Raw genomic sequence first — 22,142 nt, 5'->3', positions numbered from 1 at the left:
TCATTGCCCAAGATCTCACTGCCTAGCGTCTAGCCTGCGGTAGCGGTTGACCGCCGCATGGAGCTCGTGACGGCGAGGGCGGGTGAGGTGTCCCGGGTGTCCACGGTAGGGTGAGAGCCAGTCGAGCCCGTCACGGTCAATACGACGCAACACGGCGTCAACAGCCTCGGACAAGGTTGTTGGACGGCTTGTCCCCCCGGGCAGACTGGCTGCCCGGTCCAGCAGCCCCGGCAGACGGTCCAGCGCCCAGGCCACAGCCTGGGTCTGGGCCGCGTCAACCAGCTGTGGAACCGCAGCAAGGTCAATGGTGTCGCCACCGTAGAGGATGCTGCCTCGGCCACGGACCTTGGCTGGCTTTCCACCACTGCGTCCCAAGGTGACTGACCGCCGGGCCCCCGGGGCGGGAAGAGCCGCACCCGCTGCAGCACGAGAGGAGCCAGAAGCGGCCCCGGCCACCTCACGGGCTTCTCGTGTGACATCGCTGGGCCTGTAGTGGTTGACCGCGATCACGTGGTCGGCGACGTCAAAAAAGGCTCCCGACCCTCCAGCGACAAGGACGGTGGACACACCGCGCTCCGTGAGCAGGGGGCGCACACGCTCGACGAACGGTGTGATGGGCTCCTGGTCCACCGGGATGACGGCTCGCATCTGCTCGTCACGGATCATGAAGTTCGTAGCAGAGGTGTCCTCATCAATGAGTAGCACCGAGGCTCCGGCGTCAACGGCCTCAACGAGGTTGGCCGCCTGCGAGGTGGAGCCGCTGGCGTTAGTGGTGCTAAAGAACCGCGTGTCAGTGCCAGAGGGCAGGTTAGAGATGAACGGGGAGATATCGACTCCCGTAACAGCACGTCCGTCCTCAGCCCGCACCGTGACAGCATCGGGACGGGTGACAACCCACTCGCGCCCGTCACCGGCCACGTGGGGGTAGACACCACGCTCAAGCGCCCGCAGCAAGGTGGACTTACCGTGGTAGCCACCGCCGATGATGACGGTGACCCCCTCGGGGATCCCCATACCCTCGATACGTCGCCCGCTGGGCAGGTCAAAGGCAGTGCGCAGGCTGGGAGGACTAGCGAACGGGACTACGGTGGCCCCAGTCAGGGGAAGATCGGAGTCACCGGAACGACGCGGCAGCACCGCCCCGTCCCCGACGAACGCGACCAGGCCTCGCTGGGGCAGCGAGGAGCGGATGTAGTCCTGATCGTGCGCAAGCTCGACGTGAGCGTCCATGGCGTCCTGAGCCTGGTGGCCGAGGTTGGTATAGACCAGCGTCTCCTCAGCCAGTTGAAGCAGCACATCGGTGAGGAGCCTCGCAGCCTCGCGACCACGGATTCTGCGGCCGGAGGCCGGCAGCCCCACCTCAAGGCGGGCCTCGACCCGGGCACCGCCGCCCTCAGGGGTGACCACGATGCTGGTGCGTTCCAGAACCTCCTGACCGGGCTCCCCCGTGGTGACGATACCGCTGCTTCCGGTACCGGTCGGCCTCGGGGCCAGCCGACGGGCAGCCTGCGCGAGCCGACGCAGAAGGAAGTCGGCCACGGCAGTTCGTGTCAGCGCGTCGCGTGCAAGCCGGGCAGGCAAGCGCGTCTGCGCCGGGGACGCGGACAGCCTCATGCGCGACGGTGGCGCGTACGGGTCCACCTGGACGTGATCGATGTCGAGATGGAACGGACCCAGCTGGTAGCTGCCGGCAAGGCGCTTGTATGCGCCGTAGCTCTGACCGTCCATCTGGGCGACTACGCGCCCCAGAGCTGCTGCGTCACGCATGACGGCCCCCTGCGACGACAGGATCCACGACACCCGAGTCACCTGCGGCAGCGGTGGCGGGCTGCAACGCAGGCAGACGGGTCAGGGCTACGCCGCCAAGCAGAGCCAGCACGGCCGCCGATAGAACCACTGCGGGATACAGGAACAACGCAGGTACAGCCAGTTCCCGAAGAAGCGTGTCAGTAAACAGGGTCGCAGCCGCAACGAAGGTCGCCATGACAGGCACCACATTAGCCGCAGGAACTCCACGTGAAGTTATCATGTCATATCTCCAGAAGTCCGAGTTGTCAGTTCGTACATGAGCGCAGGAGCCACACCCAGGCCTGCGCCGACGCACTCCAATAGCAGGACCGCGTCATCAAGCCGCGCTCCAAACCTCCAACTCGCACTCCAGCCTCACACGCTACACACTGGAACCGACGTACCGACCACCTCCATGCTCCCTCAACAAGATCACGACGACTGCCAGCCAGCTCAAGCCCCGGACAGGGCATCCCCAAATCCGCAGCCAACTAGCATTCTTACACGCTATACCACGCCGTAAGGGCAGTCAATACCGCAGACCCGACAAAGCAGCGGACCCTGCAGGGAAAGGTTCATGCACCCCTTCAGTCGGCAGGCACACGCCGCGCCGACCTCCACGGAACGACGAGCCTGACCTCTGCCCGCTTGGCCAGCCACCCACCTCACTCAGTCAGAGGGACTCCCTGGGCGTCCATGCCCCAGGGCCGCGTCCCAGAGGGGGAGGACAGGATCATGATCCCCTCGATCAGTCCCCAGATGCTCGTCCCCATGATGATCAAGAAACCGATGCCGAGGATCAGGGTGAGGAGGCCACAGATCGTCAGGCACAGCTGACCAGCACCCTTGCCCCCGTACCCGAGGTAGAAGTTGTGGACCCCCAGCCACCCGAAGAGGATGCCGAGGACACCCGCGGCGACCTTCGACTTGCCCACCGGGTAGGCCAGGTACTGCGGGCCGTGGACGACAGGTTGCGGGTAGGCACCCGGGTAGGCGCCCCCGGGAACCTGGCCGGGGGCTTGGTAGTACCCGGCCAGGGGATAACCGCCCGGGTAGGCGGCGCCGGACTGGGAGTAGCCGGGCTGCTGGTAGCCACCGGGAGAGGCCGCGCCATCCTGCGGATAGGGGTGGGTGCTCGCCTGCGTATAGCCCGCTGGCCAGGCCGCGGCGTTACCAGTCCCGGCTGCCGGACCGCTGGAGACCGCCGGCCCCACGACCGAGGCCGGGTCGGCAGCAGACGAGCCGGAGACGGCAGCGCCACTGCTCCCCGAAGCGGCACTACCGCCACCTGGGTACCCCGGGTACCAGGCCGCGTCGTCAGGCTGGGGACCGGCGATATCGTAAGGACTGGACGATGTCATGGAGCGCATGATGCCAGAAAGAGCCTGCCCCCGGGGGCGGTCATGGACGCCACTGACAAGAACCTCACACGCCCCACCCACCCGCCAGCTTGGCAGCCACCTGCTGGCAGGGTATGCTGCATCCGCGTCATCGCCGATATGGTCGACCATGACCGACGGTGCCAGCAGCAGTGCTGGCGGAACCGTTGTCGCGGGTGTAGTTCAATGGTAGAACTTCAGCTTCCCAAGCTGACAGCGCGGGTTCGATTCCCGTCACCCGCTCGGGCAAGGGCCTCCACCCAGTGGGTGGAGGCCCTTCGGCTGTCTCCTGTACGCCATACCGTCCGGGCGGCAGGCGCTTGCTTCCTGCCGCCCTCAGACCCGGCGGGTGCCTCAGGCGGTCGCAGCCTCCAGGTTGACCTGGAGCGGCCCCAGAATGGCCTCGGGCTCAGTGTCCGCCAGCGAGGCCAGCTGGTCCTCGAAGCCCTGCAGGACCTCCGCCACGCCGTCACCCAGCGGGGCGTAGACAGCGTGCTCCGCACCAGCAACGAAGGCGACGGACACCGGGTCCTCACCCGCCCACTGGTCGGCCGCTGACCTCACCGAGGGGACCAGCCCCTGGGTCGCGGCAAGCTCCACCTGGACACCGGCCGAGGTCAGGTGCTCCACCAGCCGCAGCGCGTCCTCCTTCCTGGCCGAGCCCTCGGCCACGCCGTAGAAGGCCGCCTGCTGGACCGTCGCCCGACCCGCGCTCCCCTCAGGCAGCTCGATGACAGCAAATCCGAGCTCCGGGTAGTCGGCCTCCAGCACACTTACCAGCCCGTAGCCCGCTATGGTCATCCCGGCCTGCCCCTGGGCGAAGACGTCACCACCCGAGCCCTCGTCCAGGGAGGAGGACAGCACTGCGGCGCCGGAGTCCACCAGGGCCTTCATCTGGGACAGCCCCGCCACGGAGGCCTGTGAGTCCGCGGTCACCGTGACCCCCTCGGCACTGTCGGAGCTGTCCACCAGCCCGCCGCCTGCCTGAGCCATGAAGGCGTCCGCAGTGGCGTAGTCGGGAGTCAGGACCAGGCCAGCCGTGCCGCCAGCGGCGAGCGCGGCCGCCGTCGTCTCGAGCTCGGCCCAGGTGGCAGGGTAGTCCTGCGGTGTCAGCCCCGCCGCCTCCCACAGCTCGGTGTTAAGAAACAGTGCCAGGGTGGACAAGCCCCTCGGGGCGCCGTAGACCTCCCCCCGGTAGGTCGCGTTGGCCACCAGGGACGGGTAGTAGTCACCGGCTGCGGGCAGCTGGTCCCCGTAGGCGTGCAGGGCACCTGCGTCCGCGTAGGAGACCAGCTGGTGGGGGTCCAGGTAGAACACGTCGACCGGGGAGTCAGAGGCCAGGCTCTGGGAGAGCTCCTGGTCCAGGTCCGTGGCTGGCAGGAGCCTCACGGCCACACCGGTGTCCTCGGTGAAGGAGGTCAGGGCGTCACGCACGGCGGAGGTCTCCGCCTCGCCGGAGGAGGAGATCATAAGGGTGAGGCCGTCCTCGCCCGCCTCGGTGCCGGAGTCCTCACCGTCCCCCGTGCACGCTGCCAGCACGGCGGTAACAGCCGTGGTCATGGTGAGGGCCGCGGCGTACCTGCCGAGGCGGCGGCGAGAGATCATCATGGTGCGTCCTTTGCACGTCCAGGTCGGGCCAGGGATCGGGTGGGACAGGGGCGGCCCGCCCCTGCCCGGTGGCGTGCCAGGGTCCCACAGCCCGGTGATCCTAGCCGCAGCGCCCGCCGCCGGGCGCGCCAGGAGCCACAGGGTTACCTGCTCGGTACACACCCCGGCGCCCCTGCGGGCCGCCTCACGGTCTTGCAGGAGGCCGCCGACCGCTCGGCGCTACAGGCCGTCACCTCTGACTGCCCAGCAGGGCTCCGCGAAGACCCTCAGGGCCTCCCCCGGTCTCACAGCTGGCCTCACAGCGCCGGAACCTGCCACAGGTCCCGCACCGCAAGCACGACGGCCGCGGTGGCCGCCGCGTCCACCAGGAACCACGTCGCCAGCCACGCCCCCGCGGGCAGCGGGGTCAGCTGCGCCAGCGTGCGGTGGTCCTGGCCCGGGTCACGGGTGCCAGCGACGTCGCGCAGGGAGTCCCAGGCCCCCACGAGCATGGCCATCCCCGTGCCCGCCACGACGCCCGCACGCCACGGTCCTCCCCACCACCACAGCGCCGCTGCCAGGAGCCCGACCAGGATCACGAGACCAGCCGTGCGTACGGAGCGTGACATCACCAGCAGGACCACCATGACCACCACTGCAGCCACCAGGACCGGCCCGGCCCAGCCGCGCAACGCCGCCAGGGCCACGAGCGCACCCAGCACCGCCGGGGCGGGGTACCCGGCCCAGGTGGTCAGCACCCGTCCGGGCCCCCGCACCGGGCCGCTGGTCACCGCGTGCCCCGATAGGTCCCTGTCCACCACGAAGCCCAGGAATCGCCGCCCGACCAGGACACCCACGCCCGCGTGCCCTGCCTCGTGGACGATCGTCACCAGGGTACGGCCCCAGCGCCGGGCAGGTGGCCAGGTCAGGACGACAGCCAGCACCACCAGCGCCACCCACAGGACGGTCATGGCAGGGGTGCCGTCAGGGACAGCGTGGTCGACAAGACGGTCAGCAAGACGGTCAACAAGACGGTCAGCAAGACTGTTCCAGGACACACTCCGGCTCAGGGTCACGGGGACAGTCTGCCAGAGCGGCTGCGCACCGGTACCACCACGGCCCGATCCGCTGCCTCAGCCTGCCTGAGTCCCCTGGGGCGCTGTGGAGGCGGCTCCGCAGGCTGCTGCGGACCCGCTCACCTGACCGCTCTGGCTACCGGGGGCGTCAGCGGCCTCGGTCCCGTGCGGGCTGGGGATACGCGGGACCTCGTGGTCAGGCTGGGCCGCCCCCACCGCACGCAGCACGAAGGTGTCCAGGGAGTCCAGGTAGGCGCGGCGCTCCTGCGGGTCGGAGGGGGTGGGGCGCCCGCCCATGACCGTGGCGTGGATAAGGGGAATGACGTGGGCTGGGTCCTGCTGGGGGATGAGACCCTGCGCCATCGCCTCGGACAGGATGGAGGAGAGCATCTGGGTCAGAAGGGTGCCGTGCGCCCGCAGTCGACTGGCGGCGCTGCGCGACACCGAGCTCGCTAGCGGGCCGGTGGTGGGGAAGTGGTAATGAGGCTTGATGAGGGCCTGCTGGCGCACGTAGACGCGCAGGCGGTCGATAGGGTCCCTGGTGCCCGCCAGCGCGCGGGAGAGCTCCTCGGCGTAGCGCTGGGCCTCGTAGTCCATGAGGGCCAGGAGGAGGTCCTCCTTGTCCGTGAAGTGGTTGTAGACGGCGGTACGCCCCACACCGGCGTGGGCGGCCACGTCCGACAGGGTGATCCTGTCGAAGCTGCGCTGCCTCAGGAGCTCGGAGAGCGACTCGAACAGAGCGCTGCGTGTGCGCTTGCGGTGCTCGGCCAGCGAGCCCCCCGTAATCTTCGGCATGAGGTCAGCCTAACCCACAAGATGACGGCTTGGCTAGGAACGTCATCAAAAACGTCGTGGCAGGCGCCCCAGCTCCTCCAAGAGGGTGTCAATGATTGCGACGTCAGCCTCAAGCCAGGGGAGGCCGGTCACTACGTCCAGGGCGGTCCACTCCAGCAGCTGGTGGCTCGTTCCTGCCGTCCCGGTGTCGGTGTGGTCAGCCGGCTCGGCCAGCCACACCCGCATCCGCAGCCCTGCGGTCACCGGCCAGGCCGGGGCGTCGTCGCCATATGCAGCAGCCGACGGCTGGGCGGGAGACGCGCACGGTGGGGCCGCAGCCCGGCCAGCAGGCGGCACCAGCTCAGTCCCCAGGCGCACCGTGAGGCTGACCTCCTCAGCCAGCTCACGCACCAGCGCCTGGGTCGGGGTCTCACCCGGTTCCACCTTGCCCCCGGGAAGCTCGAAGCGTCCCGCTAGCTCGGGCGGGTAGGAGCGCGCTGCACACAGCAGCGCCGTGGGCTCAGACAGGGAGTCGACCACGGCAGCGGCGACGACAAGCCGGGAGAGCCGGGAGATGGCAGGCACGCGCCGAGCCTACCCGCTGACGCCTGCCCAGCACTCACCAGGTTCCTGCCAGGACCTGGCAGCGCCCAGCCCGGCCTGGCAAGTCCTGCCAAGACCTACCAGGGACGGTAGTCGGAGCCGTCCTGGTCGTCCCCGGGCACGACGGTGCCGCCTCCCTCAGGGGATCCCTGGTTGCGGTTGCGCAGGCGCTGCTCCCGCTCGTCGTCAGGGTCTGCCGAGGGGCTCACCGAGGCCTCCTGGGAGGGTCCCGCCGAGGAGGAGGTCTGCGGGGAGGCCTCGGCAGAAGGCGTCGGCGTGGGGGAGCCCGGCTCCGGCGACGGGGTCGCTGCGGAGCTTCCGCCGGAGGAGGGCTGCTCCTGCGGCTCGGCCGTCCCCGGGTCCCCGGAGGGGGTGCCAGAGGGGGAGGCGCTGGGATCCTGGCTGGGGTCGTCAGCGGACTGTGGCGAGGGCACCTCACACTCCCCGGCAGCCCGGGCCGCAGCGCCCACGTGCTCCTCAAAGGCCTGCGTCCCGCCCTCATCCTGGGCCTGGGCGGCTAGAGCCAGGTGAGTGAGGGCCAGGTTGTAGCGCACTCGGCACTCCGGGGAGTCGGCGGGCTTGTAGCCGGTCTCGGGATCAATGGACTCCTCCTGCGGCACCTCCTCCAGAGCCGTCTCCAGGAGCCCCTGGGCGCCCGTGAGGTCCCCGGCGGAGTACAGGGCGGTACCGATGTTGTAGTGCACGCGCCACTGCTCCAGCCAGGGGTTGAGCGCAGCCACCTGGCGGTAGCGGGAGGAGGCCGTCTCATAGTCGCCGTCCGTGTAGGCCCGCCCGGCCGCCAGCGTGAGACCGAACACCGCCAGGCACCACGCCGTCAGCACCACCAGGACGGTGGCGGGCAGCGCCCCCACCAGCAGCAGCCGACGACGGCGACGCAGGCGAGCCGTGCGACGCGCCGGGTCCTCCGGCCCCTCCTGCCGCTGCCCGTCCCGCCTGCCGGGGCCGCCGGCCCCTGCCCTCCGTCGGATCCTCACGTCCCTGTCCTCCCCGCGGTCAGGGCACGCAGCCGACGGTCGGCGCGCACCAGATCGCCAGCCTCCCACACGAGCAGGAGGCTGGCGGCCAGGGCCAGCGGCCACACCACGTAGCGCCTGGCCCGGCCCGAGGCCTGCCCGTCGGACACGACCGCCTCCAGGTCGATGTCGGTAAAGACCTGCGTCGGGTCGTCCTGACTGCCCCCGGTCCGGTGGAGGTAGTCCAGCCCGAGGGAGGTCGCCACCGAGCCCAGCCGCTCCTCGTCGATGACCGAGACAGCGGGCTGGCCACCGTCGTCCTCCATGATGTAGTCCGCGTCGGTGTGCTCGCCCGTCGCGGCAGTACCGTCGTAGGAGCGCATAGGGCCGCCCTCGGCAGTCCCGTACCCCAGGACAGCCCCGCCGTCCACCACCCCGGCCAGGGACTGCCACGTCCACCCGCCCTCGGCCGCCTCCTGGGCACCCTTTCCGCCGTCGGTGTCCTCACCGTCGGACAGGACATAGACCAGGCGGATCGCGTCAGGGTCCTCCTCGTAGGAGCGCGACAGGGTCTGGCCCAGCAGCGGCAGGGCGGTATCCAGGGAGGACCCGGTAGAGCGGTCGGTGACCTCCTGGGTCAGCGACCCCACCCAGGCGTCTACCGCGTCCACGTCGTTGCTCAGCGGAAGCTCGACGGCGGCGGCGGAGTCCAGGGCCAGGATCGAGTAGCGGGCAGAGGGATGGGCCTCGCGCACAGCGGCCAGGTCGGCCCTGACACCGTCCAGGCGAGTGGCAGCGGGGCTGGCCACGCCGTCGGGGGCTGGTCCCGCCCAGTCCTCCGCCGCCATGGAGCCGGTACGGTCCACCAGCAGGTAGACCTCCACGTTGGAGACGCTGACGGACTCCGTGCTACGCAGCGCCGGGCCGACCAGGATGAGGACCACCAGGCAGGCCAGCGCCACCCGCCTCCACCAGGAGCGGTAGGCGGCAGGCTCGGCGCGGGCGCCGTCCAGCCGGGCGCGCGCCAGCCACAGCAGCAGCACGACCAGGACCGCCGCCAGGGCCAGGACAGGCCAGGGAAGCATCGGCAGAAGGGTCACAGTCGCCTCCACGCCGCCAGGACCAGGACAACCACCACAGCCGCACCTAGGACGGCAGCCAGGTGCTCGGGGGTGTCGGTACGGCGCGTCTCCACGCCCCCGGCCAGCTCGGCGACCTGGGTCTCCTCCAGCTGCCTGACGATGTCGCCCCCGGTACCGGAGTCCTCGACGTCGTAGAAGCGGCCGCCGCTGTCCTGCGTCAGCGTCGCCAGCTCCCCACGCGCCTCCTCCGGCGTCTTCTCGGTGACCCACAGGTCGTACTGGTCCGGATCGGTCCCGTAGACAGAGAACAACCGGATGGAGCGCTCCCCCAGGACCTGGACGGAGTCCGCCAGGCTGTAGATCTGCTCCCCGTCGGGGTCGATGATGAGGTTATCGGTGGCGAGGACGACCGAGCGGGAGCGCTCCAGCCCCTGATTGTCGAAGGCCATGGCGCACGAGGCCAGGCCGTCGCCGGCCAGGGAGGAGCCCACCACCGAGTAGCTCATGGTGCCGCTGAGCGCGTCCTCGTAGGCGGTGACCTGCCGGGAGGTGGGGTTGGCCGGGTCGATGTCCAGCACGTCGGCCAGGTCCTCCATCTGGCGGCCCAGGAGGTCGTAGTCGTCAGTGAGCGGCACGATCGTCTGGGCCGTGGAGTTCCAGGCCACCAGGGCGACGCGCTCCCCGTCAAAAGAGTCCAGCAGCTCGGAGAAGGTCTCCAGCACAGAGGCGTCGATAGTGATCATTGAGGTGGACACGTCCAGGCACAGGACGATGTCGCGGTTGGCCAGACGGTCAGAGCGCTCCACCTCGGAGACCGGACGGGCCGAGACCCCCGCTGCGGCCAGGAGCGCGATCAGGACCAGCAGCCCTGCCCCGGCGTGGAGCCAGCGCTGCTGGCGCACGCGGGAGCGAACCCGGGGCAGGAGAAACATGCCCGCAGAGTTAGCCACCCGTCGCGGCGGCTCCGCCTCCCTGCGGCGGCCGGTCCCGCCCGGCCTGACCGCCGCCAGCACCGCTACAGCCGCCGCCACGACGAGCAGCAGCCAGAACAGCCATGGCATCACCACTGGGAGACCACCCACCCCGCCCTGTCGATGGCCTCCTGGGCGGCCGCCTCAGGCTCCCGGTCGAAGGAGGGCTGCTCCCACACTGCCAGGAGCTCGCCCACGTAGCCCAGGGGGTTGGTGTCCACGGGACGTCCCTCCCGGCGGGCACGGCGCAGCCTGTCCATGACGGCGCGGGGGCCGCTCGTGTCAGCCATGTCCAGGATCTCGGTGACCGTCGCCGTGGTCACCTCCTGCCCGGAGCGGGCCTGGGCGAAGCCGCGCACCAGGGACGCCAGCTCCAGGTGCAGCCCACGCAGGTCCAGCTCCCCGGCCTCCCAGCGGGAGGTGATCGTCGTCAGCTGGTCGCCCCAGCGCTGCCGCTCGTCGGCAGCCATGGGGATGTCTCCGACCTCCAGGGACAGGTCGCGGCGTGTGACCAGGAAGGTGCGCAGCAGCCAGATAGCCACGGCGGCGGCGCCTAGTGCCGCTACCAGCGCCACCCACGCCGGCATGAGGACGGGGGGGACAGCCTCCACGGCTACCTCCTCCCCCGGGCCACGGCCGCCCGCTCCCGCATGAGCAGCTCGGCCACCGAGTCGATGAGAGTCTGCCCGGAGTCCACCACGCCCGACTCGATGTGGCGCTGCTCCAGCAGGGAGGCCGCAGCCTGGCGGCGGGCCAGAGCAGCCTGGCCGACCTCCGCGGCCACGCGGGGGTCCGAACGCAGGAAGGCAGGCAGCTCGGCCACCGAGTCGACGTCGTGCGCCCGACCAGCTCCCTCACGCAGCGGGTCGTCATCCTCGACCTGGACCACCACCAGCTCGTGCTGGGCGGGAAGGCGGCGCAGCCAGACCGTGCAGTCCTCACCGGGGTGAGCGGTGTCGGTGACAAGCACCACCAGGCTGCGGCGCCGGTGCCAGCGGGAGACCCGCTCCAGGACCACTGGCAGGCTGGAGGCCGGGGCGTCGGCAGCCAGACCCGGCGCCCCCGAAGACCGCGGGCGGGAGGAGCCCCGTGCCACGGCCTCCTTCCTCCCGGCATCCCACCCGGTATCTCGCCCGGCGCCCTGCTCGGCGTCCAGGGACCACAGTGCCCGTGACAGGAGGGCCAGCAGCGTCTGCGCGTGCTTGGCGCCCGAGCGTGCCGGGCGCGAGACCATGCGCCTGGAGTCGCCCGCGACCAGGCCCACCGGGTCGCCTCGCATACGGGCCAGGTAGGAGAAGACCTCAGCGACCCCCAGGACCAGGTCGCGCTTGTCGTCCCCGTGGGGGGTCTGGGCGGCCATGGTCCGCCCAGTGTCCACCGCCAGCACCAGCGGCACGGAGGACTCCCGCTGGTAGCGCTTGATAACCGGGTAGCCGACCCGCGCCGAGGACTTCCAGTCGATGTCGGAGACGTCGTCGCCGGGACGGTAGAAGGACATGTCGTCAAAGTCCTGCCCCTGCCCCAGGAACACCGACTTGTGGCGCCCGTCAAGCATCCCCGTGGCCCGCCGCAGGGTCGGCAGGGACAGGGCGGCGCGCAGGCGCTGCGCCCGACCCCCCTGACTGGGCGAACGGGGCTGGGAGAAGGGCTGCGCAGGCCCCGGGTCCTGCCCAGGGGCTGCCTCCTGCGTCTCCTGCTGCACGGTCGTCACGGGGCTCACGGCGTGGGAACGGCTGCGAAGATCGCGTCGATGATCGACTCGGGGGCCACCGCGTCCGCCAGGGCGTCGTAGGTCAGCACCAGGCGGTGGCGCAGCACGGCGTGGCGCAGCAGGCGCACGTCGTCGGGGATGACGTAGCCGCGCCCCTCCTGCAGGGCGATCGCCTGGGCCACCTTCATGAGTGCGATGCCCCCGCGCGGCGAGGCGCCCACCCGCACCTGGGCGTCCAGGCCAGTCACCGGGCGGGGGCCGCCCCCGCGGGAAGTGTTGACCAGGGCGACGATGTACTGCTTGATGACCGGGTCCACGTAGACGTGCTCTGCCGTGGCCTGGAGCCACTCGACGTCATCGGTGGAGATCGGTGCCTCGACAACCGGCCTGTCGAAGGAGCCGTCGCTGATCCGGTCGAGGACGTCGACCTCCTCGGTGGGACGCGGGTAGGTCAGGACCTCCTTCACGAGGAAGCGGTCCATCTGGGCCTCGGGCAGGACGTAGGTGCCTTCCTCCTCAATGGGGTTCTGCGTGGCCAGCACCATGAAGGGCTGCGGGAGGGGGTAGACGACGCCGCCGATGGAGGTCTGCCGCTCCTGCATGGCCTCCAGCATCGCCGACTGTGTCTTGGCGCTGGAGCGGTTGATCTCGTCCAGCAGGACGATGTTGGCGTGGACGGGCCCCAGCTGGGTGGTCATCTCGCCGGTGGCGTAGTTGAGGATCTGGGTGCCCACGATGTCGTTGGGCATGAGGTCGGGGGTGCACTGGATGCGGCGAAAGGAGCCCGACACCGCTGAGGCCAGGGTCTGGGCGGCCGTGGTCTTGGCCAGACCGGGCACGGACTCCAGCAGCACGTGGCCGCCCGAGACCAGGGTGGTGACCAGGACGGTGCGCAGCTGGTCCTGCCCGACGACGCGCTGGGAGAAGATCCGGGCGACACGGTCCAGCAGCGTCCCGGCACGCTGGATGTCAGCCTCCGTGACCCCCCTAGAGCCCTGGGAGTGGGAGGAGGCGCCTGCGTGCTGGGGCACCCGGGAGCGGGTAGGCGGGGTCACAGCTCCGCCCCCCTGAGCGGGAGCAGGCGCGGTCCGGGGAGCAGGCGGGGAGGCGGGAGCAGGCACGGGCGGGGCCACCGTCCCGGGAGCCTGCTGGGCGGTAGGCGTCCGAGCGCCCGGTGGGGCAGCAGGGCCGACGGGGTATCCCACATCCGCCTCGGGCCTAGCCGACGGGGCCTGGCTCGGGGCGGCCGCGCCTGCCGTACCACCGGTACCGGCCGTCGGCTGGCGCTGGGCCGGGTAGCCCTGACGCAGGTCTGCGGGACCTGTCTGGTCAGGCTGCGTGCTCATGGCTCTCCTGTGTGCTCAGCGTCTGCTCGGTTGCCCGGTCGCGTGCTGCCGCAGGCCCCGCACGACCGGCGCCTGCTGGTCCTCGCAGCGCAGGAGCGCCCGCAGGACCAGGCCCCACCAGCACGCGGCAGGCACCAGGCAGGAGCCGCCGCCCGGGCAGGGCGCCCCCAGCGTGCCACACGCAGGCACGTCCCGACACCGCCGGGCACAGTGCGACACCCCACGCGCGCGCTCGGTCACATCTGTGACAGCGCCACGTCCTCGCCCTCAAGGCGGACGCGCAGCCCCTCCGGGGCCACGATCGCCCCCGACAGGCCCAGCCCGCCGGGCAGGAGCTCGGCCGGGACCTCGACCTGGGACCCTTCCAGGGCCAGGGAGGCAGCCAGGTCGCCGACCGCCCCCAGACCAGTGCCCGTCTCCTCCTGGGAACCACCCAGGGAGACCGAGGTGATGTCAAGCGCCAGTCCCCCGTCCTCACCGACGGCGGGAACGAGCCCGATCTCCACCTCCTGCCCTAGTATCGAGGCGCTCGCCGTGGCGGAGCCCGGGTCCTGGGCCGAGGTGCCGACCTGGTCGGCGGTCACAGCGACGTCAGTGCCCGAGAAGAGGTCCGAGGAGACCCCCGGGAAGGAGACCCCCGGGAAGGAGGCCTCCTCCATCGCGGCACCCACCTGCTCCCAGGGAACTGTGGCCGAGATGTCGACGCTGGCAGCCGTGACCGGGGCGCGCAGCCCGACCTGCCTCATCGAGACGCTCAGGTCGGCCAGGCTGAGGTCCTCGCCCTGGTCCTCGCCCTGGCCCTCACTGCCACGCCCCCCGGCCCCAGCGCCCCCTGCGCTCTCCAGGGCCAGGCTGGAAGCCGTGACGTCCAGGCTCCTCAACGACATCTGAGCGGCCTGGAGCAGCACGATCCCCTCCGTGGTGACCTTGGCGTCCTGGCTCAGGCCCGGCAGCGCGTCACGCACCTCAGTCTCCACCCGACCCCGGGCGTAGTGCTCGGCAGCGACCCCGGCACCTCCCAGGACCAGGAGCAGCACGAGGAGGACGACGGGCCACCGGCGTCGCCGACCGGCACGAGGACGGCCCCGGGTAGGGTCGCCGCCCACCGCCCTGGTCGCCTCGCCGTACCGGGGGTCTAGCCCTGCTGCTACCACGTGCCTGCGCTCCCTCACCGTCGGCTGCTGCCATTACTCACGGGCCGCGTCACGCTCCCGGCTCGTCGGGGTCCACGCGCCCGGGCGGGTCGCAGGACCCCGGCGGCATCCTTGCCCTCCCGGGCACCTCCCGTCAAGAACCTGCGGCTGCGGCACCGGTAGCACCGGCAGCGCCAGCAGCGCCGCGGGCACGACCGCCGTCGGCGACATCAACGATATCGACCACCACTGCGGTGGTGTTGTCGTGCCCTCCCTCCTCCAGGGAGGCCGCGACCAGCAGGTCAGCCGTGCGTTGCGGGGGGAAGCCCGCCGTGAGGACCACGGCCAGGGAGTCGTCGTCCAGCTCGTCGCTCAGCCCGTCGGAGCAGACCAGGACACGGTCCCCGGCCTCCACGGGGACGGTGCACAGGTCGGGGACGGCAGAGTCGGCAATGCCTCCGCCCAGGGCCCGCGTGACGATGTTGCGCCGGGGGTCCACGCGGGCGTCCTCTGGGGTGAGGTAGCCGCTGTCAATAAGGTCCTGGACCTGTGAGTGGTCCCGGGTCAGCTGGCTGAGCACGCCGTCGCGCAACAGGTAGGTGCGGGCGTCCCCGATGTTGAAGACGAGCCAGGTCAGACGCGTGCCCGCTCCCGCAGGACTCCCCGCTGCCACGGGCTCCGGCAGGTGAGTCCGGCCGTCGGGGGCGCTCTGCCCGGCAGGAGGCTCCTCCAGGTCGGCCAGCACCGCCCCCGCCACCGTGGCCCCGGGGAGGAAGGCCGCGTGGGAGGGGATGTCCACGATCGCCTCCTGGGCAGCAGCCACAGCCCGCAGCACCTCCTCGACACGGGTGACTCTCCTGCCAGCCAGGCTGTACAGCACCCCCAGTGCCGCCTGGGTCGCGGCTCTTCCGGCGGCGTGACCTCCCATGCCGTCCACGACCACGAAGGCGGGGCTGACCGCCAGGTAGCCGTCCTCGTTGACGACACGCAGGCGCCCGACGTCGGTCGCCGCACCAGCCACGACTCCGGCGGCCCAGGCCGGGACGGCACGGTTGGGATCGCTGGGATCAGCCATCAGCTCCCTTTCTCGGAGGTGAGATCACAAAGGGTGAGGTCTTGCGCCGGGGCGCTCCTTGGGTCACCGTATAACGGTCCGGGTGCGACAATACCGGGGAGCCGCCCCAGCGCAGCGCTCCCTCACCGCCCCAGGACGTCGTTTCCCGGCGCACGCCGCACCAGGAGCCCGGTACGCCCTGTACCCCGAACCAGCGAAGGACCCAGGATGCCTCAGGCCAAGGACGAGCTGACCGCTCGCGCGCAAGACCCCAACGCACCTCTGGAGACCCTGCACCAGCTGGCGCAGAACTACCCCGACCTGCGTCCCTACATCGCAGCCAATCCGCGGACCTACCCCGCGCTGCTGGAGTGGCTGGGCACACTGGACGACCCCGCTGTCGACGCCGCTCTCGCCGCCCGTGCCAGCGGGATGGCAGGCGGGACCGTGACCGCCTCCACGCAGGTCCTGCCTCAGCCTCCCCAGGCCTCCCCCGCAGCGACCTCCCCCGTCGCGACGCCGAGCACCGCAGGCCACACCATCGCCCGTACCGTAGGGAGCGCAGGCGCAAGCAGCCCGGGGGAGGCAGGAGGGCAGGGCAGCCCCTCAGCCGCTCCCTCAGTAGTCGCCCCGGGCACCGGGGGCGCTCCCAGCACCCAGGCCTCAGGTCCTGCAGCCTCCCCCGACCCGCACCTCCAGGCTACGCAGGCTATCCCCTCCCAGCCGACCTCCGACCCTGAGGCCACCCGGCCACAGCCGGTGCCACGTTCGCCCTACCAGACCTCCCAGGCCTCCCAGACCTCAGCCTTCTCCGCCGCCTCACCGCAGCAGCCTCCGCCCTACACGGCCGCCCAGCAGCCGATACCCGCGTACTCGCCCACCTCCCCCGCACCCGCCGTCCCTACGGCACACGCCCCCGCCCGGCCGGGAGCCGAGGCGCCCACGCAGGCGGTCGCCGCCGCCTCCGCCCGCCCCGCAGCCCTGGGGACCGGCGCCCCGGCTGCTGTCGGACAGCCTGGGCAGCCCTACCAGCCCGCTCCACCTCGTCGGCCCAGACAGACCACGGCCGCAGCCGGCTACGCCGCGACCTCCGCCCGCCCGGGGGGTACACCGGGCGCCGAGGCGGCGGAGGCGACGGTCTTCGGCGTGGGGACGGCAGAGGCCGAGGAGACCGCCTCCGACAGTCCCTCTGGACGTTTCCTGTGGATCCTCGCCGCCATCGTCGCGGCCCTGCTGGTCTTCGTCATGACCTGGATCCTGACCGGCGGGGAGAACGACTCCTCCACCGGCGCCCAGGGCTCGCAGCCCACCGCCCCGGCGCAGCAGGCCACACAGGCCGCGCCCTCGGCGTCCCCCAGCGCGACCGCCTCGGCCTCCTCCACCCCCAGCGCCACACCGTCCCCGGACCTGAGCGCCCCCGCTCCTGACGACGCCCTGGAGATGAGCGTCTTCACCACGCCCAGCGGGAACATTAGCTGCTTGCTGGGGGAGGACTCCGTGTCCTGCACGATCAACGACCACGACTTCGTGGGCAACGACTCCTCCTGCAGCGGCTCCAGCGAGCCGTTCACTGCCTCCGTCGGCGTCGAGGGCGAGGCCAGCGGGTCCTGCGGGGAGGACTTCGCCAGCACGGGCGCCAGCCTCCAGTACGGCGCCTCGGCGAAGAACGACACCTTTGCCTGCACCTCCTCCGAGGAGGGCATCGAGTGCTGGAGCCAGGTCACGGGCCAGGGCTTCACCCTGTCGCGGGCCTCCTCCGAGACCACCCAGCGCTGACACCACACATTTGGGCCGGGTCCCCTGGCAGTGACCTCACTCGAGCTCAGCGGTGACCTCATGACTACCTCCTGCCCCAGATGACCACCTCCTACTCCAGGATCCTTGCCTACCCGGGTGCCGCAGCCTTCTCCGCTGCGGGCCTGGTAGCCCGCTTCCCCGTGTCCATGACGGGAATCTCCACCATCCTGGCCGTCCAGGACGCCTACGGCTCCTACACCGCCGCCGGCCTCGTCAGTGCGGCAAACATCGTGGCCGTGGCCCTGGGCTCGCCGCTGCTGGCACGGCTGGTGGACGCCTACGGGCAGTCACGGGTCATGCTGCCCGCCGTCCTGGGCTCAGCAGCCGGACTGGCCGGGCTGGCTGCAGCTACCGGGGCACGGGCGCCCCTGGCTGTCCTGGTCGCCCTGGCCGTCCTGGCCGGCGCCCTCGCCGGGTCCATGGGATCCCTGGTGCGGGCCCGGTGGACGGGCATCCTGCGCACCCCCCAGGAGACCCACACCGCCTTCTCCCTGGAGGCCGCCCTGGACGAGGTCACCTTTATCATCGGGCCGGTCCTGGCCACTGCCCTGTGCACCGCCCCCGTCCTGCCGGTGACCTCGGGATGGCTGGCGGCCCTGCTCCTGCAGGTCGGCGGCGGCTCGTGGTTCCTGTCCCAGCGTGCCACCGAGCCCGCTGCCCACGGCAGGCCGGGGCGCGCAGCGACCCCAGGAGGCGCCGCGCACCACAGCGTGCTGCGTCACGGGGCCGTCATCGTGGTCATCGCCGTCTTTCTCCTGTCCGGCGCGATGTTCGGCGCCAACGACGTGGCCGCCGTCGCCTTCGCCACCGAGCAGGGGCACGCCTCCGCCTCAGGGGTCATCCTGGCCGCCTGGGGGGTGGGCTCCCTGACCGCCGCCCTCGCCTACGGCTCCCGCTCCTGGGGCTGGCCGCTGCGGACCCGGCTCCTCCTGGGAGTGGTCGCGCTGGCCGTGGGCTCCTCCACCTTCGCCCTGGCACCCAACCTCGTCGTCCTGAGCGTGCTCATGGTCCTCACGGGGACGGCCATCGCCCCTACGGTCGTCAACGGCAACAACATCATCCAGGTGACTGTAGCTGCCTCCCAGCTGACCGAGGGCCTGGCCTGGGTCAGTACCGCGCTCAACATCGGCGTCTCCCTAGGTGCCCTGCTTGCTGGCAGCGTCATCGACGCGGCCGGGTCACGCGGCGGCTACCTGGTCATGGCAGCCTGCGCCTGGGCCGCCGTGGCAGCCGCGGTGGCGGGCTCCAGGGTGCTACGAGGAGCACGTACCCGCAGCACCCTGGAGGGGCAGTGACAGGAGGGCCGGCAGCGGCGTCGTCCTGCCCACTGCGCAGACCGGGCAAGGCGATGCCCTAGACTCCTCGGGTGCGCAGGAGGAGGCAGGCGACGGCACCCGCAGCAGAGGCAGCGACCGTGCGGGTGGCCCGGCGCCTCCGGCACCGGGCCCTCGGCTCGCCCCTGACCGAGGAGGTAGGGCGACTGGCCCTCCTGGTCGCCGCCTACGTCTCCCTGACCGACGCGGGCTCATGGGTCTTCAAGCTGGACTCCTACGTCTACTACGCCGCCGTCGAGCAGTGGCAGGACGGCGGCGACCTCTACCGCTGGTACGCCAACCCCGGTCAACAGCTGTGGCCCTTCACCTACACCCCCCTGGCCGCGTGGCTCCTCGTCCCGCTGACCGGTCTCACCTACGAGTGGGCCACCGCCCTGCTCGTAGCCGCAACACCTGCGTGTGCCGCGGTGACCGCCTGGGCCGTCCTGCACACCCTGCGAGACCGTCCACCGCCGGGAGGACCTCCCCCCTCCCCGCCTGTGACCCCCTCCTCCCGGGCACCGGGCACCGACCCACCAGGTGATGCCTGGCTCCCGCACGCCCTGTCCGCCCGGGAGGCGCGCAGCCTGGCCCCGTGGCTGGGACTGCTGGCCGTCATGGTCCTGGAGCCCTTCCCCAAGACCATGGAGTACGGGCAGGTCAACGCCGTGCTCATGGCACTGGTCGCCGTGGACGTGCTGGTCCTGCCCGAGGAGTCGCGCTGGCGCGGAGTGCTCAGCGGGCTGGCCGCAGCAGTCAAGCTGACCCCGGCGGTGGCCGTCCTGGTCTTCCTGGCGGGCAGGCAGTGGCGCAGCGCCGCGACCATGGTGGCCTCCGCAGCCGGGGCGACCCTGCTGGCGGCCCTGGCCAGCCCCGAGGAGACCTGGGACTTCTTCACCTGGGCCATGTGGGATACCGGCCGGGCCGGGTTCCGCGACTTCTCCGGCAACCAGAACATCCAGGGGGCTGTCGCCCGGTCGCTGCCCGAGTCGCTGTGGACCCCCGCCTGGGCGCTGGGCACGACCCTGGCCGTCCTGGGCGCCTGGCTGCTGTGCCGCCGCCTGGACGCCCTGGCACCGGCGGGTAGTCCAGCAGCGTCAGCGGGCGCGCCAGCAGCGCCGACGGCTACCACGCTGCTACTACCGCCGACCCGGGGCCTGGTCGTGACCCTCCAGCTGAGCGTGACCATGGTGCTGGGGCTGCTCGTCTCCCCGATCTCCTGGTCGCACCACTGGGTGTGGGCGCTGCCGGCACTCGTGTCGCTGGTAGCAGCCGCCTGGCGGTGGCGCTCCGCGGGCCTGCTGGCCGCATCCGTCGCAGGAGCCGTCGTGTTCTTCCTGGCGGCGCACTGGTGGTTCCCCGAGCAGAACCACGTGGAGCAGGACTGGCCCGCCTGGGCCAAGCTGGTGGGCTCGAGCTACACCTGGTGGGCGCTGGGAAGTGGTGCCGTCCTGTGGCTCGTCTCTGGTCAGGTACTGAGCCGTCGGCACCGTGGCACTGACGCGGAGTTCTTCCCCCAGGAGTCAGGAGAATCAGTCTGCCCCTAGGATGCCCCTTGTGCCTGTGCCTTTCTCCGCCGTCCCCCGCGCTGTCGAGGACCAGTTCCACCGCGACCTGATCCCCGTGCTCAGGCACAGGGGATGGCACCCCCGCGTCATCCCCTACGACGGCTACGGCACCACCTCCGGCTCCGCAGGAACCTCCATGGTGCGGGTCCTGGCCCGCATGGTCATGCGTCCCAAGGACGCGCCCAGCGAGGGGCCGCTGCTCAGCTCCCTGCCCGAGACCCTGCCGACCACTGCGGCCCAGGCCCGTGACATGGCCGTCACCAGCCTCATGGAGGCCCAGCGCGGGTGGCGCCTGTTCATCGACGCCCCCGTCCCCTACCTGCCGGTCACGGTACGTGCCGGGGGAACCAGCGTGCGCACCCGGGCGGACCGCGGCGGCTACGTCGACGTCGTCGTGCGCGGCCACGACCTGGAGCCGGGCTGGCACACGGTCGAGATCGACGCGGCGGGAGCCGGGACTGTGCGCGCCAGGGTGCTCGTCGTCCCACCCGGCCCCCGGCTGGGGATCGTCTCCGACATCGATGACACGGCCATGGTCAGCCACGTGCCCCGCGTCCTGGTGGCCGCATGGAACCAGCTGGTGAAGTACACCTCCTCCCGCGAGCCCGTCCCCGGGATGGCCGAGCTCTACACCCGGATCCAGGCCAGCCACCCAGGAACGCCGGTGATGTACCTGTCCACCGGTGCGTGGAACGTGCTGCCTACGCTGCGATCCTTCTTCCAGCGCCACGGGTTCCCTGACGGACCCAAGCTCATGACGGACTGGGGACCCACCAACACCGGCTGGTTCCGCTCAGGTATCGAGCACAAGCGCACCGAGCTGCGTCGCCTCATGATCGACCTGCCGGAGGTGTCCTGGCTGCTGGTGGGCGACGACGGCCAGCACGACCCGCTCATCTACGGCGAGGCGGCCCGGCACCACTCCGAGCGCGTCCGGGCCGTGGCCATCAGGAAGCTGACCCCGGCGCAGCAGGTGCTCGCTGGCGGCCTGGCCGTCCCCCAGATGGGGATCAGCCCCGAGTCGCGCACCCTCGCGGAGGCCGACGTCCCCGTTGTCGTGGGGGCCGACGGCTACGACCTGGCCAGGCGGCTGCCTCCCGAGCTGGTGGACGGGCGCTGAGACGCACGCTCCCGGGGGGAGAGGCCCCCGGAAACGCCTGCAGGAGACGCCCGGCACAGGCAGTCGACCCACGGCTGTGGGCGCCGGGAAGGCTCACACCGCTGTGCCGACGAGGCTGCCGATCCCCCAGGTCACCCCCATGGCCAGCGCCCCGCCAGCCACGACCCGCACCACAGCGCGTCCCGCCGGGGCGTGCCCCAGCAGGGCCGAGACCCAGCCGGTCAACGCCAGGCCCGCCAGCACTGCCGCCATGGTGAGGGGCACGTCGAGCGGGGACGGGACCACCAGGATCGTCAGCACCGGGAGGGCCGCCCCCAGGACGAAGGCCACCGCCGACGCCGCCGCTGCCGCCCAGGGGCTGGTGTAGTCGTCCTCCCGCAGGCCCGGGCCCGCCTCCAGGTGGGCGGCGACGGCGTCGTGGGCGGTCAGCTCGCGGGCCACCTGGAGGGCCGTGGCCGCGCTCAGCCCCCTGTCCTGGTACCGGGAGGCCAGGTCAGCCAGACCCGCGTCGGGGTCGTGGGCCAGCCCTGCCCGGATCCGGCCGACCTCAGCCCGCTCGGTGTCAGCCTGGGTCGATACCGACACGTACTCCCCGGCCGCCATGGAGACCGCGCCAGCCAGGACGCCGGCGACCGCCGCCGTGAGGATCACCCGGGTCGCGCCCGGGTTGGCGGCAGCGACCCCGACAACGAGCCCGGCCACCGACACGATGCCGTCGTTGGCCCCCAGCACCCCGGCACGCAGCCAGTTGAGGCGCGAGGCGAGCTGCGAGGCCTGCGACACCTGGTTCGACGCGGCCGCGCCCTCCAGGTCGTGCTCACCGCGCCTACCGGGTGCCAGCATCTCAAAAGCGCTCATAGCACTAT

Annotated in this window: 20 protein-coding genes and 1 tRNA gene; 5 read left to right on the top strand and 16 right to left on the bottom strand. The window is 71.4% G+C overall.

All coding sequences use genetic code 11. From position 1 onward, the window contains the following. Nucleotides 1-15: 15 nt before the first annotated feature. The 3 genes from D4740_RS07125 to D4740_RS07120 all read right to left on the bottom strand — a co-directional run bounded on the left by D4740_RS07125 (nt 16) and on the right by D4740_RS07120 (nt 3,149). The gene (locus D4740_RS07125) at nt 16-1,767 is read right to left on the bottom strand and encodes an ABC-ATPase domain-containing protein (protein ID WP_119836421.1); all 1,752 of its coding nucleotides are present in this window, start codon (nt 1,765-1,767) and stop codon (nt 16-18) included. Next, a complete protein-coding gene (locus D4740_RS12720; RefSeq protein ID WP_147392867.1) occupies nt 1,760-2,029 on the bottom strand; it encodes a hypothetical protein in 270 nt (89 codons plus the stop codon). Before D4740_RS12720 ends, D4740_RS07125 begins: the two co-directional genes overlap by 8 nt. A 424-nt stretch (nt 2,030-2,453) precedes the next feature. After that, on the bottom strand, nt 2,454-3,149 hold the full coding sequence (locus D4740_RS07120) for a TM2 domain-containing protein (protein ID WP_119836420.1): 696 nt from the start codon (nt 3,147-3,149) through the stop codon (nt 2,454-2,456). Between the two features lie 190 nt (nt 3,150-3,339). Here D4740_RS07120 and D4740_RS07115 point away from each other — a divergent pair. Further along, nucleotides 3,340-3,410: transfer RNA gene (locus D4740_RS07115), tRNA-Gly, on the top strand. Between the two features lie 111 nt (nt 3,411-3,521). Here D4740_RS07115 and D4740_RS07110 read toward each other — a convergent pair. The 12 genes from D4740_RS07110 to D4740_RS07055 all read right to left on the bottom strand — a co-directional run bounded on the left by D4740_RS07110 (nt 3,522) and on the right by D4740_RS07055 (nt 15,499). Further along, entirely contained in the window at nt 3,522-4,775 is a 1,254-nt protein-coding gene (locus D4740_RS07110) for an extracellular solute-binding protein (protein ID WP_119836259.1), read from the bottom strand. A gap of 296 nt (nt 4,776-5,071) precedes the next feature. Next, complete coding sequence (locus D4740_RS07105) at nt 5,072-5,725, bottom strand: M50 family metallopeptidase (RefSeq protein ID WP_119836419.1); 654 nt, start codon at nt 5,723-5,725, stop codon at nt 5,072-5,074. Nucleotides 5,726-5,887: 162 nt separating this feature from the next. Beyond that, complete coding sequence (locus tag D4740_RS07100; protein WP_119836258.1) at nt 5,888-6,625, bottom strand: TetR/AcrR family transcriptional regulator; 738 nt, start codon at nt 6,623-6,625, stop codon at nt 5,888-5,890. A gap of 45 nt (nt 6,626-6,670) precedes the next feature. Further along, the gene (locus D4740_RS07095) at nt 6,671-7,189 is read right to left on the bottom strand and encodes an NUDIX domain-containing protein (RefSeq protein WP_119836257.1); all 519 of its coding nucleotides are present in this window, start codon (nt 7,187-7,189) and stop codon (nt 6,671-6,673) included. Nucleotides 7,190-7,284: 95 nt separating this feature from the next. Then, entirely contained in the window at nt 7,285-8,202 is a 918-nt protein-coding gene (locus tag D4740_RS07090; protein WP_119836256.1) for a tetratricopeptide repeat protein, read from the bottom strand. Further along, entirely contained in the window at nt 8,199-9,281 is a 1,083-nt protein-coding gene (locus tag D4740_RS07085) for a VWA domain-containing protein (RefSeq protein WP_259390712.1), read from the bottom strand. Before D4740_RS07085 ends, D4740_RS07090 begins: the two co-directional genes overlap by 4 nt. After that, nucleotides 9,278-10,324 (bottom strand): VWA domain-containing protein, encoded by a 1,047-nt coding sequence (locus tag D4740_RS07080; protein WP_259390711.1) that lies wholly within the window; start codon nt 10,322-10,324, stop codon nt 9,278-9,280. The genes D4740_RS07085 and D4740_RS07080 overlap by 4 nt, the downstream gene beginning before the upstream one ends. Beyond that, the gene (locus D4740_RS07075; RefSeq protein ID WP_119836254.1) at nt 10,324-10,845 is read right to left on the bottom strand and encodes an alpha-amylase; all 522 of its coding nucleotides are present in this window, start codon (nt 10,843-10,845) and stop codon (nt 10,324-10,326) included. Before D4740_RS07075 ends, D4740_RS07080 begins: the two co-directional genes overlap by 1 nt. A 2-nt stretch (nt 10,846-10,847) precedes the next feature. Further along, entirely contained in the window at nt 10,848-11,936 is a 1,089-nt protein-coding gene (locus D4740_RS07070; RefSeq protein ID WP_396027235.1) for a DUF58 domain-containing protein, read from the bottom strand. A 14-nt stretch (nt 11,937-11,950) separates the two neighbouring features. Next, nucleotides 11,951-13,291, bottom strand: a complete 1,341-nt coding sequence (locus tag D4740_RS07065; RefSeq protein ID WP_119836253.1) for a MoxR family ATPase — start codon at nt 13,289-13,291, stop codon at nt 11,951-11,953. 236 nt (nt 13,292-13,527) lie between these two features. Next, nucleotides 13,528-14,463: a DUF2993 domain-containing protein gene (locus D4740_RS07060; protein ID WP_119837095.1), complete on the bottom strand. Its 936-nt coding sequence runs from the start codon at nt 14,461-14,463 to the stop codon at nt 13,528-13,530. A gap of 115 nt (nt 14,464-14,578) precedes the next feature. Next, nucleotides 14,579-15,499, bottom strand: a complete 921-nt coding sequence (locus D4740_RS07055) for a PP2C family serine/threonine-protein phosphatase (RefSeq protein ID WP_119836251.1) — start codon at nt 15,497-15,499, stop codon at nt 14,579-14,581. A 207-nt stretch (nt 15,500-15,706) separates the two neighbouring features. Here D4740_RS07055 and D4740_RS07050 point away from each other — a divergent pair, with 207 nt between their 5' ends. The 4 genes from D4740_RS07050 (at nt 15,707) to D4740_RS07035 (ending at nt 21,276) form a co-directional block, all read left to right on the top strand. Further along, a complete protein-coding gene (locus D4740_RS07050; RefSeq protein WP_119836250.1) occupies nt 15,707-17,254 on the top strand; it encodes a hypothetical protein in 1,548 nt (515 codons plus the stop codon). 80 nt (nt 17,255-17,334) lie between these two features. Beyond that, complete coding sequence (locus D4740_RS07045; protein WP_119836249.1) at nt 17,335-18,570, top strand: MFS transporter; 1,236 nt, start codon at nt 17,335-17,337, stop codon at nt 18,568-18,570. A 164-nt stretch (nt 18,571-18,734) separates the two neighbouring features. Further along, the gene (locus D4740_RS07040; protein WP_396027234.1) at nt 18,735-20,135 is read left to right on the top strand and encodes a glycosyltransferase 87 family protein; all 1,401 of its coding nucleotides are present in this window, start codon (nt 18,735-18,737) and stop codon (nt 20,133-20,135) included. 16 nt (nt 20,136-20,151) lie between these two features. Continuing rightward, entirely contained in the window at nt 20,152-21,276 is a 1,125-nt protein-coding gene (locus D4740_RS07035) for an App1 family protein (RefSeq protein WP_119836416.1), read from the top strand. Between the two features lie 93 nt (nt 21,277-21,369). On the opposite strand, the gene D4740_RS07030 is transcribed toward D4740_RS07035, so the two are convergent. After that, nucleotides 21,370-22,134 carry a VIT family protein gene (locus D4740_RS07030; RefSeq protein WP_205570073.1) on the bottom strand — a complete coding sequence of 255 codons (765 nt, stop codon included), beginning with the start codon at nt 22,132-22,134 and terminating at the stop codon, nt 21,370-21,372. Nucleotides 22,135-22,142: the final 8 nt, after the last annotated feature.

Origin of the sequence: Actinomyces sp. 2119 (assembly GCF_003591215.1) — a bacterium.
Lineage (GTDB): Bacteria > Actinomycetota > Actinomycetes > Actinomycetales > Actinomycetaceae > Actinomyces > Actinomyces lilanjuaniae.
Note: the sequence above shows the minus strand (reverse complement) of the source record. Positions and strands in the feature narration are given on the sequence as shown.